The following is a 13,795-nucleotide window of genomic DNA, read 5'->3' on the forward strand; positions in this document are numbered from 1 at the left end:
GATTGCCCCAACGCTTTAACCATCTTATCCATGTTTCGTGCTTCCGTAGACGATCAGGAATCCATTGAAATTGACTTTTCCGGTGATCAGCCGGTCGTAAACGGCCAGCCGCTGCCCTGGGATCTGGTGCGATTGAACGACCGAACGTTTCATATCATCCACCAAAACCGGTCTTACACCGCCGAAATTCTTCAGCTGGATCAAGCCGAAAAAACCGTTTCGCTGAAAATCAACCAGTCCATCCACCAGATCAAACTAAAAGACCGCTTTGATCTGCTGCTGGAACAAATGGGCATGAGTTCGGCCAATCTGACCAAAATCAACGACATCAAAGCGCCCATGCCCGGCCTGATTCTGAGTCTCAGCTTACAACCCGGCGACGTCATTCGCAAAGGGGATCCGGTTTTGATTCTGGAAGCCATGAAAATGGAAAACGTCATTAAATCCCCCGCCGACGGAACGATCAAAACCGTTCGGATCAACCGCGGTCAAACCGTCGAGAAGAATCAGGTACTGGTTGAATTTCAATAAAAAGGAGACGAGGACAAAAGAAGAATGGACGAAAGAAAGTCCGATAATTCCATTTCTGCTTTCCTTCAGCCCTCCACTTATCCTTTTTCTCTTATATTTGTCGCCAAACTTTCCTTCATGACTCAACTAAAATATAAACGCATTCTGCTCAAGCTTAGCGGTGAAGCTTTAAGCGGAGAAAAAGGCTACGGCATCGATCCGGTTATTCTGGAACAATACAGTCTGGAAATCAAGCGGGTTGTCGAAATGGGTGTTCAGGTTGCCATCGTCATCGGCGGAGGTAATATTTTCCGGGGCATTCAGGGCGAGCGCAGCGGTATGGACCGGGTTCAGGGCGATTACATGGGCATGCTGGCCACGGTTATCAACGCCATGGCCATCCAGAGTTCGCTCGAACAGCACGGTCTGTACACCCGCGTGATGTCGGCCATCAAAATGGAACAGGTTTGCGAACCCTATGTTCGTCGGCGCGCGGTTCGTCACCTCGAAAAAGGCCGCATCGTGATCTTCGGTGCCGGAACCGGCAATCCTTACTTTACGACCGACACAACGGCCAGTTTGCGGGCCATTGAAGTCGAAGCTGACGTGGTGCTGAAAGGGACCAAAGTCGATGGGGTGTACACCGCCGATCCGTTCAAGGACAAAACCGCTACCCGGTATACCACCATTTCGTTTCAGGACGTTTACGAAAAGAAACTCAACGTAATGGACCTGACAGCCTTTACGTTATGCAAAGAAAACAACCTCCCGATCATTGTTTTCGACATGAACGGAACCGGAAATCTGGTTCGGCTCGTCGAAGGCGATGATATTGGTACGCTGATTACGGGGTGAAATAAATGATGAATTATGAACGATGAATGATAAATTTCGGACGATGATCGGCATGCCTGTAGAGTGGGTTTAGCTTTTAAAGGCATCGTTTATAAGTTATCATTCATCATTTTAAAAAAACAATGGAAGAGATTGAGCTTTATCTCGAAGACGCCCGGGATACGATGGAAAAGGCGTTGAAACATTTGAATATCGAGTTAGGTAAAATCCGGGCGGGCAAAGCCTCCGCTTCGATGCTGGACGGTCTTCAGGTGGAATACTACGGTATGAATTCGCCCATCAACAACGTTGCGTCGATTACGACGCCCGACGCCCGGACCATCGCCATCAAACCGTTCGAACGGAAAATGATCGGCGAAATCGAGAAAGCCATTCGCAACAGCAATCTGGGTTTATCGCCAACCAACGACGGCGAGAACATCCGGCTGAATATTCCCGCCCTGACCGAAGAACGTCGTCGGGATTTGGTGAAAAAAGTCAAAGCCGAAATAGAAGTGGCCAAGGTAAACGTCCGCAACATCCGCAAAGACACCAATGACGGCATCCGGAAACTGACCAAAGAGGGCGTTTCGGAAGACGAAGTAAAAAAAGGCGAAGAACGGGTTCAGAAGCTGACCGATGCGCACATTGCCAAAATCGACGAAATCTTCGTTGCCAAGGAAAAGGATATCATGGTGGTGTAAACCCCAGCGTTTTTTGTCAAGATGGACGTTATTCCCGAAACCGGTCCGGTTTCGGGAATAACATTGCTTTTAGTTTTTGACGTCTTTTAGCTCCGAGTCAACTTCATCTTCTTCTTTTGATTCAACCAGTTCCGTTCGAATGCCATTGTCGGGATAGCGTTCTTTCTGCGATGAAAAAACCGGTCCGGCCCCACCGATTCCAATGCCCATCAATGCCAGTCCAATGAGAATAGTCAGACCAACCAGCCTGAGCAGTTTTTTAACTTTTTTCATGTAAACAACAAGAGGTAAATAGCTGCTAATAAACAGCTTAGTGACTTTTTAGAAGGATTTGTAGAAAGCCGGATTTCGGCGGGTCGGGATTGAGTTATCCCCGGTAAAAAGTCACATATTCCTCGTCGGAGCTTTGAGGAATGGTTTTGTGAGAAAGAAAACGATGGGCGGTTTTATGGACGGCAATAGATTTAGAAAAAATCGCAAATCTTGTTTTTTCGAGCCGGTTGAAGGCCAATAAAGGGCAGAGATCGAATAAAAGATGGACCGACAAAACCGCTTTTTCAGCGACGGAAAGCGGTTTCTTTTTGAATACAACGGATCGGGCCGACGAAACACCGGGCCGGGCCGAAGCAACGGATTCGATCTGAATGGGCCTTTGTCTGAAATCCGAATCGCCAAAACTGCCCCAAAGCAGAAACAGCCCGCAAAACAGCGTGACGAACAGCAACCATTCGGCCACCCGGTTTCGGACGTTGGTAATTTGGCGGTGACGATTGTTCATTTCAATCGTAAAGAAACACAATTTTTATCAACAAGTACGGTTTCGGCCAAACCGTACTTGTTGAATTTACGCCGGAAAATCAGAGCTCAAGGATCGATCGAAACTGGCCGCTTGTCTCAAATTGCGCCCACCAGATTCGCGAACCGGTCGAATCGATCAGGATAACCCGAAAACCACCGTTGGCTCCTCCAGAAAGAACCGTCTGGATTTTACTGCCCGGATACTGCGTGCTGAGGTACGTTCGGGCGGTTTCGGGCAAGTTTGTCTGGGTCATCAGCAATCCCTGATCAATCAGCGCACCGGTTGTCCGAAAAACGGCCACTTTCGAAACCGCTGATTCCGTAAAGCGAGCTTCCCAAATCCGCTCCCGGAAGTTCGTCCAGGTAACGGACTGCGCGTTGGGAAACGTCGATTTAAATCCGCTAAACGCCCCCGTAGCAACTCCGGCGCTCGACGATTCATAGATCAAATCCGCCCCGGCTTTATCCTGGCAATTAAAGCTTGCGGTCGCTAAAATGAACACACTGACGATTGACCATAGACGGTAGACCATTGAGGTACTTTTCATGATTGTTAGTATTTTAAAGATGTAACTGATTGATTAATTGCCCATTAATTCGAAGTTATTGCTCCTATTCATCCAGATCCTGAAGCCGGTGAACGCGGTGGCGGTAGAAAAACCGGTAGATAATCGGGAAGATCAGGAGGGTCAGGATGGTGGCCGTCACCAGTCCGCCGATCACGACAATGGCGAGCGGTTTTTGGGTTTCCGAACCAATTCCGGTGGAAATGGCCGCCGGTAACAAACCGATCGCGGCCATGAGCGCCGTCATGACAACGGGCCGGATGCGGGACTGAACACCGTCGCGAATGGCCTCGTCGAGTGACATGCGGGCCAGCAGATTTTTGTTGAAAACCGAGATCAGAATTACCCCGTTTTGCACACAAATCCCGAAGAGCGCGATAAAGCCGACGCCCGCCGAAATACCGAAATTCATGTTCGTGACGTGCAGCGCCAAAATGCCGCCAATCAGCGCAAACGGCACATTGAGCAGCACCAGTCCGGCGTCTTTGGTATTCCCGAAGGTGATAAACAGAATGACAAAAATGGCCGCCAGACTGATCGGAACGACTTGCGCCAGTCGTTCGGTAGCCCGCACCTGGTTTTCAAATTCCCCGACCCATTCCACCGAATAATCCTTTCCCGGTTTCAGGGCTGCATTTACTTTTTGCTGAGCCTCGGCAATGGTGCTGCCCAAATCGCGCCCGCGAACCGAAAATTTAACACCAATAAACCGCTGATTGATATCGCGGTAGATGAACGCCGGACCGGTTTGTTTCCGAACCGAGGCAATTTCCCGTAACGGAATCAGCCCCCCTTTCAGCGTGGGCACCATCAGGTTCATGATGTCTTCCTCGCTCTGCCGGTATGCATCCTGGTACCGAACCCGAATGTCGAACCGCCGTTCGCCTTCGTACAGAACCGAAGCGGTTTTTCCCCCAATTGCCATTTCAATGACAGCCTGCGCATCGGCGGTCGTGACGCCGTACAGGGCCATTTTGTGGTCGTGAAACAGCACACTGATTTCCGGCTGACCGACATTGCGGATGATGCCCAGATCCCGCACGCCCTCCACGTTTTTCATCGCTTTCAGCACCTGATCGGCGTATTTTTCCAGCTCGTAAATGTCCGGGCCGAAAATTTTGACCCCGTTGCTGGCTTTGTAACCGGCCACGGCTTCGGCCACGTTGTCGATGATCGGTTGGGAATAATTGTACAGAACACCGGGGTAATTCCGGAGTTTTTTATCCATCTCGTCGGTGAGTTCTTCCACCGAAATGCGTCGTTTCCAGTCTTCTTTCGGGGCCAGATCGACCTGAAACTGACAGAAATAAAAACCGTTGGGGTCGGTGCCGTCGTTGGATCGTCCCACCTGCGAAAGCACCTGTTTCACCTCCGGGAAGGTTTTCAGATCGTGCCGAATCTGACCGGCCATCTCCACACTTTCGGGCAGGGACAGGCTCATGGGCAGTTCCGCCGTTACCCACAACGCGCCTTCGTTGAGTTGCGGTAGAAATTCTGTACCCAAAAACCGGGCTGAGAAAAACGTGCCGCCCATCAGCAACAGAGCCGCGACGATACTGCGTTTTTTGCGCCCGTAACACCAGCCAAAGCCTGCCATGACCACGCGATTGAAGAAATTCACGACGGGGTTATTTTTTTCGCGAACGTTCTTTTTCAGCAGCATGGAGCATAAAACCGGCACCAGCGTCAGCGTAAACAGCAACGCACCCAGCAGGGCAAAACCCAGTGTCCAGGCCAGCGGGGAGAACATTTTTCCTTCTACTTTCTGAAAGGAAAAAATCGGTAACAAGGCAGTAATGATGATGAGTTTGGAGAAAAAAACCGCTTTCCCCAGTTCGCCACCGGTTTTCCTGATCAGCCCCAGTTTGGCGAGTTTGTTAAACCGCGCCATGCCAACCTTGTGCGCCTGATGGTCGAGGGTGACAAATATACCCTCGACCATCACCACGGCCCCGTCGATGATGATCCCGAAATCGACCGCCCCCATCGACAGCAGATTGGCCGACATTCCCCTCCATTTCAGGCACATAAAAGCAAAGAGCAGTGCCAGCGGGATGATAATGGAAACAATGAGCGTGGTGCGCCAGTCGGCCATGAACAGAAAAACCATCACGGTGACCAGCACGATGCCTTCGGTGAGGTTGTGCAAAACCGTGTGCGTACAGAACTCGATCAGGTTATCGCGGTCGTAGAACGTGACCATTTTGACGTCAGCCGGGAGAATCCGCGTGTTCAGTTGCTCGATCTTGGCCTTGACGCGCGTCAGCACCTCGCTGGGATTTTCGGCTTTCCGCATCACCACAATGCCTTCCACCACATCGTCATCAGCATCCAGTCCGACCTGACCCACGCGCGGCAGCTGCGATTCGGCCACTTCCGCGACGTTCTTAACCAGCACCGGATTGCCGTTCAGTTCTTCAATGATGATGTTTCCGATGTCCTGAATGGAAGTCAGCAGACCAATTCCGCGAACGACATACGCCTGTCCGCTCTTCTCGATGACGTCGCCCCCGACGTTAATGTTACTGCGTGTGACAGCCTGGTAAACTTCAAGTGGCGTCAGATCGTATTTGGCAAGTTGGGTCGGGTTGACCCGTAACTCATAGATTTTCTGCCGTCCCCCAAAAGCCACTACATCGGCAACACCAGATACACTCCGCAACTGGCGATCGATCACCCAGTTATGGATTGTCAGTAGTTCACGGCTGTCGCGTTTTTCGCTTTTCAGCGTAAACCGGAAAATCTCTCCCGTGGGGCCGTAAGGCGGCTGGATATCCGGCTCAACACCCTCGGGCAAAGCCACATTCCGCAGCTGATTATTGACCTGCTGTCGGGCGAAAAAATCCTCCACATCGTCCTCAAAAATGATTTTGATGACTGATAAACCAAACATCGTGACGGAGCGAACGTTGGTTTTCCGCTGCACCGAGTTCATGGCGACTTCGATGGGGACCGTTACAAACCGCTCGATTTCTTCGGCGCTGCGGCCGTTCCACTCCGTGACGACGATGATCTGCGTATTGGTTACATCGGGAAACGCTTCCAGTGGCGTATTCAGGTAACTAAACACCCCGGCGACGGCTAAACCGGCGGTCATGAAAAAGATGAAAAACCGGTTTTTCAGTGAAAAACCGACAATATTCCGAATGAATTGATTCATGAGTTAATTGCTCAGAGCGTTGTACAGCAGGATTTGATTTTTGGAGATCACGCGTTCGCCGGACTGAACGCCCGAATCGAGGTAGGTGACTGTACGCAACGTCTTGTGGACCGCCACCTCCCGAACTTCCACGTCGCTCCGGTTCCGGTAGACCACCACGAAATTTTTCGAATGATCGAAAATAACCGCATCGGTCGGCACGGTCGTCAGCTGCTCCCCGGTTGCCAGGCTGAGTCGGATGGTCGCGTGCATCTGCGGTTTGAGCTTGTAATCGGCGTTGGAAAGCTTGATGCGGACGCTCATGGCTTTGGTATTGGGATCGAGCACGTTATAGATTTTATCGACCTTGCCCCGAAACACCTGATCCGGGTAACTCAGGGTCTCGATCTGAGCGTCCATGCCCGTCCGTACCCGCCCGATGTCGCTTTCATTCACATTCGCCATCACCCAGACGTCGTTGATTTCGCCGATGGTGAAGAGGTTATCGGCATTATCGGAGCGTAATTGCAAACCGGGATTGACGTTTTTTTCGATGATAAACCCGGAGATCGGCGCCTTGACGGTGTAGTTGGTGGAGTTACCCAGTCCGTAGATCTTGAAGACTTCCCGCAAACGGGCCAGTTCGGCTTCGGCCTGATTCACTTCGTTCTGGGCCTGCACCACGTCGCGCTGGGCGTTCAGTTTGCTTTCGTTCAGGTCCTGCGCCACCCGCAGGTTCTTCTGGGCCACCAGCAATCCCGATTGCGCCTGAATCATCTGCCGTTCCAGATCGGCCACCTCGCCGGAGCGAATCAGCGCCAGCGTCTGGCCTTTGCGGACGTAATCGCCCAATTCAACCGGTACTGTTTCCACGTTTCCACCCACCAGCGGAAACACCTTGATGACCTTGTTTTCGTCGGCAATCACTCGCCCCACCAGCGTCAGTTCATTCCGAACCGGCTGAATGATGGCCGTATCCAGCCGAATTCGTTTTAACATCGTATCCGACAGCATAAAAGCTTTGGCTTCTTCGACTTCGGCTTTTTTCTGACATCCCTGAATAGCCATTCCCAGCACCAGCAGGAAACCGCCTATGATAATTTTGTTCATGACTTAGTTGGTTAAATCGGTACCAATGACGTAGTTAAATTCCTCGTAAGCCGCCATCCGGTCGGCCTTCAGCCGGTTCAGATCCCGGACGTTTTCGGTGTAGGTTTCGAAGAGATCGACAAACTCCAGCAGGGAGATATTGCGTTTCAGAAAGTTGCTCACGACACCCTCGTTCAGTTCTTCGAGCTGTTCCGTAAACCGCCCTTCCACCGACCGGATCATCTGCTCGGAATGGCGGATTTTCTGCCAGGCGGCCGTCACCTCATTTTCAATTTGCCGGGTTTTGTGCTGCTGCAAGCCTTTCTGGTAGCCAATCTGCCGCTCGGCGGCCCGGATGGCACCCTGATTGCGGTTAAAAAGCGGCAAATCCACCCCCACCGACAGCCCGAAGTAGTTCGAAATGTAATTCGACGACTGATCGTAAATTCCTCCAATCCGCACGTCCGGTTTGGCCAGGGCTTTCTGAAGGTTGTAATTCAGCTGCGCCTGCCGGGTCAGCGATTCACTCAATTGCCGATCGGGGCGGTTTTGAAGCGCCAGATTCCAGAGAGAATCCAGTGATTGAGTCGGTGGCTTTAGCCGCGCCAGAGCGGTTTCGTCGGCCAGCGGTTGAATCGGCTGGTTAGTAGCCAGCAAGGTTTGCAGAAACTGCTGCTGATCCGTGAGTTGGGAGCGGATTTCGGTCCGATCTTTCGACAATTGAAACAGCAACGATTTCAGCCGCAGCAACTCCCGTAGCGAGATATTATTGCGCCGGTATTGCTCCTCAAAGGCATCGACGGTGTTTTGCAAAACCGCAATTTGCTGGTCATAGCGCAACAGCGTTTTCTGCTGGAAATACACTTCGTAAAACCGGGTGTGCAGCTCAAAACGCAGCGCCCGCAGCAGATCGCGGAATTCCAGCTCGGTCAGTCGGGCGGATTCCTGCGCCAGCGCCACCCGTTTGTTGCGTTTTCCCGCCGTGTACAATAGTTGCTCAATGCTGACGAATTTCTGCCCCTGCCTGCCAACGTCGAGTGCCCGGCGCCGTTCGGGATTGTAGGCATTCACTTCGGCCGTCACGGTCGGGTTTTCAAACAAACTGGCCTGAAGAACCTGGGTCTGAGCCGCTTCAATCTGGTAACGACCCGCGAGTGCGAGCAGATTTCGCCCGACAAACAGGCTATCGGCCTGTCTAATTTGAATGGACAGCGTGTCCTGAGCCCGGGCCATTCCGCAGCAAAGCAGAACCGCCAGGGTCATGTATTTCATCATAATCCTGAAGTCACATTATGGAAAGAATGACGTACCGGCGCGGTGATAACCCGAATGCAATCGCACCGCCTGATCGCGAACGGTCGACGCAGCGAGCACGCAACGCGGCAAAACCGTGGGTACGAAAAAACAGAAGGATAAGGCAGCAGCCGACCATCGACCACGGTTTATCGCTTCACCAGAAAAGAAGGAAATCAGGCCCGTTTGGGCGGTGGAGAGTCGATCTCGGGCGAATGAGACGAATAGAAAGAAGCGTAAAAGAAAAGCTTCTTTTGGGCCAGCAAAGGAAAACTAACGGTTATTTTTTCGACGGAAGTCACGGCCTGGGAGGCATTCCAGTCATACACCGACTTAACTAATTTCACCGCAACCGGGTGATCCGGATCGTCCTGTTCGGGAACGGCGTTCGGGATTTCGAGGACCTTTTCCAGAAGGACCTCCCCGATACTTTCCATTTTGTTGATCGACAGATCTTCCTCCCCCACATTATGAACCGCCGACTGGGCGATTTGATCCGGGGGGTCAATACTGAAGTTCAGCACGTTGATGGCCATCAACAGGCAGAAAATCCGGTGCAGTAAAGGAAGTCGACGAAGATTTTTCATGCAAAGATGGTGCAAAGATACAAAAAACCGCCGGAAACCGCTCAATAGCCTGATAAGCCAAAAGAATCTCGCCATATTGCAAATTGATCATTCGTCAGTATCTTGTATGGTTTTCTAAACCTATGGTGAAAATTCTACGCTTTGCGGGCCAGCTCATTCTGGCTGGGCTGTTCGTTTTGTTTAGTTGTATTTCGGTTCAGGCGCAGACTTCGCTTTCCCGCGTCATTTCCGGTTATGTGCGTGAAACCGGTACCAACAAACCCATCAGTGGTGCATCGGTTTTTATTACGGAAACCCGCCGGGGAGCGACCACCGACCGAGACGGTTTTTATACGCTAACGGTTTCCGGGGGGACCTACACGCTCCTGATCTCGCACCTGGGCTATCTGCGGATTGAGCAGAAAGTAACCGTACCGCCCGACCGCACGCTGAACAACATTTCGCTTTCTCCCGACACGCAACTGCTCGATGAAGTAACCGTCAAAACCGAGTCGCAGGATCGGAACGTTAAAAAAGTGGAAATGGGGGTCACGCAGCTGCCCATTCAAAGCATTATCAAAATGCCCGCGCTGATGGGCGAAGTTGACGTGGTGCGAAGTCTGCTGCTGCTGCCGGGCGTAACCACCGTCGGCGAAGGGGCAACGGGAATCAATGTGCGGGGCGGTAGCGTCGATCAGAATCTGGTGCTGCTCGACGACGCGCCGATTTATAATTCGTCCCACCTGATGGGTTTCTTTTCGGTTTTCAATCCCGATGCGGTTCGCGATGTGACTTTGCAGAAAGGCAGCCTGCCCGCCCGCTACGGGGGCCGAACGTCCGCCGTGCTCGACGTTCGAACCAAAGAACCGGATGCCGAAAAACTGCGGCTTAGCGGTGGCGTCGGCCTTATCTCAAACCGCCTGGGAATCGAAGGGCCGATTGCGGGGCGCAAACTCACGTTTCTGGCCGACACGCGTCTGGCGATCAACAATTTCCTGTTCAAAGCCGGTCCGGCCAACATTCGGGATGTGCGAGCCAGTTTCTACGATGTTACCGCCAAAATCAAGTATTTACCCAACGAAAAGAATACGGTTTATTTATCGGGCTACGTTAGCGACGACCGAATGCTGCTGCCCTCGGATTCGCTGCTGTCGGTGGATGTCTCGGCCACGCAAACCGGTTTCGATTATCAAACCGCCAATGGTTCGCTGAAATGGACGCACACCTTTACTAACCGCCTGATTCTGAACCTATCCGCCGTGGTTTCGCGCTACCGGGCGGCCACGACGGTACCCGACAGCAGCAATAAATTCCGGTTGCAATCGGAACTGTTGTCGAAAATTGGGAAAGCCGAACTCAACTACCAGACCGATCTGCACCGCTGGTCGTTCGGGATTCAGGCCACGCATTACCACCTGTCGCCCAACACGCTGACGCCCGGCCCGGTTTCCAACGTACAACCCGTTCAGCTGGCTTCCGAGCAGGGACTTGAAGCCGGTTTGTATGCCGAAGATGAAATGACGCTGAACGAAAAAACCTCGCTCATTGCCGGGCTGCGGTATTCGCAATTCCTGTTTCTGGGTCCCACCGAATTACGCACCTATGCGCCGAACGGCCCGCGCCGGCCTGAAACGCTGGCCAGTCAGGAGACGATTGGCAGCGGATCGGTGGCAAAAAGTTACGGCGGTCTGGAACCCCGGCTGGCGTTGCGCTGGGCCTTAAAAACCGACCGTTCGCTGAAATTTTCGTATACCCGCACGCGGCAATACCTGCAATTGATCACGAATTCGACGGCGGCTTTACCAACGTCGCGCTGGAAAATGAGCGACAACCACATCCGGCCGCAGATTGCCGATCAACTGTCGGCGGGTTACTTCCGGAATTATCAGAACGATACCTACGAAGTTTCGGCGGAGGCCTATTACCGCCAGATTCAGCACGCCATCGATTACCGTGACGGGGCAAAATTGCTGCTCAATCCAACTCCCGAAACCGATCTGGTTCAGGGCCGGGGAAAAGCGTACGGCCTTGAGTTGATGATGAAGAAAAACAAGGGATTTCTGACGGGCTGGGTCAGTTATGCTTACACGCGCACGCTGTTGCTGGTCGACGGACTGTACGCGGGCGAGCGGATCAACAACGGAAACTGGTATCCGGCGAATTACGACAAACCGCACGTGGTGAATGCGCTGGCGATCTACCGGCCATCGCTCAAGTTTACGTTTTCGGCCAATTATACCTACAGCACCGGCCGACCGATGACGGTTCCGTACGCCAAAGCCCGGGTCAATAACCGGATCACGCTGCCGGTTTACCTCGACCGCAACCAACAACGCATTCCGGACTACCACCGGTTGGACATTTCGCTGACCTGGGAGAAAAATCCGGCCCGAAAAATGCGCTACTGGTACAGTTGGACCTTCTCGGTGTATAACCTCTATGCCCGAAAAAATGCCTATTCCGTGTTCTACCGGTTTAGCAGCTATGCCGGAAGCGACGCCAATAAATTATCCATTTTCGGTTCGGCAATTCCATCGCTGACCTACAATTTCAAGTTGTAACTACGCCGGGATGAAAACCGTATCTTACTTTTTATGTCTCGTTCTTGCCACACTGCTTTGCCAGTGTGTCACACCCATCAACCCCGACGTCCGCTCTCTTCCTCCCGCGCTGGTGGTGGATGGACTGGTGACCGACCAGCCCGGCAAAAACCGGGTTTCCATGAGTTTTACGGCCGATTATACGTCAACGTCCCTGAATTTTGTTGCTGAAAAAGCGACGGTTTTTGTTACGGACAACGCCAATCAGCAAACGGTTTTCAAAGAGACCTCCCCCGGTTTTTACCAGCCTGATTCAAGCTGGCGGGGAAGTACCGGCAAAAGTTACACCCTCCATGTCCGGCTTTCCGACGGTCGGGAGTACCAATCCAAACCGGAATTGCTGAAACCGGTTGCGCCGATCGACTCGATTTACATTGAATTTAATCAGCAGCTAAAATTAGGCAGTGATGCATACGACAAAGGCTTTGATGTTTACCTCGATTTGAAAGATCCGGCGACTCCGGACGATAATTACCGCTGGAGCTGGGTACACTATGAACCGCTGGTGTATTGTGATGTGATCCGGATTCCAACCTGTCCGGGTTGCGCGATTTATCAGGAGTATGGACTGACCTGCTGCACCAAATGCTGGGACATTATTCGCTATCAAAACCTGATCAATATCAGCAGCGACAACGCCATCAATGGCAACCGGATCAGCCGACGGTCGATCCTCCGCGCGCCTTTTGAATCGTATGAACCTTATTACGTGGAAATTGAACAGCAGTCGTTAACAAAAGAAGCGTATACGTATTTATCGGCCGTTAAAGATATTGTTCAAAATGTGGGGGGGCTTTTTGATGCGGCTCCGGCAACCTTAACCGGAAATATCAGCAGCGTTACACAACCCGATGAACTGGTTCTGGGCTATTTTGGTGCTTCGGCGATGATCATTCGCCCGCTTTACATCGACCGGAGCAAAGCACCCGTCACACCGGATATTATTCTCGCTCCTCCCCCACAACCCCCGCCAACGTCGTGTGCGAAATGCGAGGAAAGCCAGGCCCGAACCTCAAAAGCCCCGAAATGGTGGAAGTTTTGATGCTAAAAGCGATACCCAATTGTCAGGCCCAGCAGAGAGCTGATACCACCGGCTTTGAAATTAACATAACCGAAGCGGGCCCCGAATGTTATGCGATCGCGAGTTGTGTATTCATACTCAGTAATGACATGCCCCCCCACATTCACTTCATTGATCGGGCGGTTTTCAATTTTCACATCGGTAATGCCCCCGCCCGGTTGCGTCGAATAATCAGCCCGAAGCAGTAGATCGTCCTCACGATACCAGACCGAAGGCCCAACGCCCAGCCGCAAAGCATGATGCTGATTCCGGATAAAATCGAACGAGGCCGTCAAATCCGCAGTGATGCGTTTTCGGGGTCTGCCTTCAAAAATGTAGTTATTGGGTAGCCGTCGGTGATTCTCTACCTGAAGATAACCCAGACCTGCTTCCAGCACAATCCGATCATTGGCTACGTGCCGGGCATACTGCCCCAAAAACCGGTATCCCAAATCATCCGGTGCATCCAGACTCAGGTAATCAATCCCAACCCGAACCGAATTTTTGAACGATGCAATTTGCGCTTTCGCAACCGGCGGAAGAATTATCAGCAGCAAAAGTTGTACATAAAACCGCTTCATAAGGTTATTCTTTCAGGATAACGGAACTGATCGAACCTGATCACGTAGAAATAAC

Annotated in this window: 13 protein-coding genes; 5 read left to right on the forward strand and 8 right to left on the reverse strand. The window is 52.0% G+C overall.

All coding sequences use genetic code 11. The annotated features are described in order from the left end of the window. The first annotated feature begins 30 nt into the window (after window positions 1-30). From EHT25_RS21225 to frr, 3 genes are all read left to right on the forward strand, one after another. The gene (locus tag EHT25_RS21225; RefSeq protein WP_124877183.1) at window positions 31-531 is read left to right on the forward strand and encodes an acyl-CoA carboxylase biotin carboxyl carrier protein subunit; all 501 of its coding nucleotides are present in this window, start codon (window positions 31-33) and stop codon (window positions 529-531) included. 117 nt (window positions 532-648) lie between these two features. Further along, on the forward strand, window positions 649-1,365 hold the full coding sequence (gene pyrH / locus EHT25_RS21230; protein ID WP_124877184.1) for a UMP kinase: 717 nt from the start codon (window positions 649-651) through the stop codon (window positions 1,363-1,365). A gap of 122 nt (window positions 1,366-1,487) precedes the next feature. Further along, window positions 1,488-2,048, forward strand: a complete 561-nt coding sequence (gene frr, locus EHT25_RS21235) for a ribosome recycling factor (RefSeq protein WP_124877185.1) — start codon at window positions 1,488-1,490, stop codon at window positions 2,046-2,048. 69 nt (window positions 2,049-2,117) lie between these two features. Here the strand turns inward: frr and EHT25_RS21240 are convergent, their stop codons facing one another. The 7 genes from EHT25_RS21240 to EHT25_RS21270 all read right to left on the reverse strand — a co-directional run bounded on the left by EHT25_RS21240 (window position 2,118) and on the right by EHT25_RS21270 (window position 9,520). Beyond that, complete coding sequence (locus tag EHT25_RS21240; RefSeq protein ID WP_124877186.1) at window positions 2,118-2,321, reverse strand: hypothetical protein; 204 nt, start codon at window positions 2,319-2,321, stop codon at window positions 2,118-2,120. Window positions 2,322-2,415: 94 nt separating this feature from the next. Continuing rightward, window positions 2,416-2,826 carry a hypothetical protein gene (locus EHT25_RS21245; protein ID WP_124877187.1) on the reverse strand — a complete coding sequence of 137 codons (411 nt, stop codon included), beginning with the start codon at window positions 2,824-2,826 and terminating at the stop codon, window positions 2,416-2,418. 79 nt (window positions 2,827-2,905) lie between these two features. Further along, window positions 2,906-3,394 (reverse strand): hypothetical protein, encoded by a 489-nt coding sequence (locus EHT25_RS21250; protein WP_124877188.1) that lies wholly within the window; start codon window positions 3,392-3,394, stop codon window positions 2,906-2,908. A 64-nt stretch (window positions 3,395-3,458) separates the two neighbouring features. After that, window positions 3,459-6,572 (reverse strand): efflux RND transporter permease subunit, encoded by a 3,114-nt coding sequence (locus EHT25_RS21255; protein WP_124877189.1) that lies wholly within the window; start codon window positions 6,570-6,572, stop codon window positions 3,459-3,461. A 3-nt stretch (window positions 6,573-6,575) separates the two neighbouring features. Beyond that, window positions 6,576-7,661 (reverse strand): efflux RND transporter periplasmic adaptor subunit, encoded by a 1,086-nt coding sequence (locus EHT25_RS21260; RefSeq protein ID WP_124877190.1) that lies wholly within the window; start codon window positions 7,659-7,661, stop codon window positions 6,576-6,578. Window positions 7,662-7,664: 3 nt separating this feature from the next. Beyond that, window positions 7,665-8,915, reverse strand: a complete 1,251-nt coding sequence (locus EHT25_RS21265; RefSeq protein WP_124877191.1) for a TolC family protein — start codon at window positions 8,913-8,915, stop codon at window positions 7,665-7,667. Window positions 8,916-9,109: 194 nt separating this feature from the next. Further along, window positions 9,110-9,520 (reverse strand): hypothetical protein, encoded by a 411-nt coding sequence (locus EHT25_RS21270; RefSeq protein WP_124877192.1) that lies wholly within the window; start codon window positions 9,518-9,520, stop codon window positions 9,110-9,112. Between the two features lie 122 nt (window positions 9,521-9,642). On the opposite strand from EHT25_RS21270, the gene EHT25_RS21275 reads away from it, so the two are divergent. Next, window positions 9,643-12,060: a TonB-dependent receptor gene (locus tag EHT25_RS21275; RefSeq protein ID WP_124877193.1), complete on the forward strand. Its 2,418-nt coding sequence runs from the start codon at window positions 9,643-9,645 to the stop codon at window positions 12,058-12,060. A 10-nt stretch (window positions 12,061-12,070) separates the two neighbouring features. Next, entirely contained in the window at window positions 12,071-13,141 is a 1,071-nt protein-coding gene (locus EHT25_RS21280; protein WP_124877194.1) for a DUF4249 domain-containing protein, read from the forward strand. A gap of 2 nt (window positions 13,142-13,143) precedes the next feature. Here EHT25_RS21280 and EHT25_RS21285 read toward each other — a convergent pair whose 3' ends face one another. Beyond that, complete coding sequence (locus EHT25_RS21285; RefSeq protein WP_124877195.1) at window positions 13,144-13,740, reverse strand: hypothetical protein; 597 nt, start codon at window positions 13,738-13,740, stop codon at window positions 13,144-13,146. Window positions 13,741-13,795: the final 55 nt, after the last annotated feature.

The organism is Larkinella rosea, from assembly GCF_003858635.1.
Lineage (GTDB): Bacteria > Bacteroidota > Bacteroidia > Cytophagales > Spirosomataceae > Larkinella > Larkinella rosea.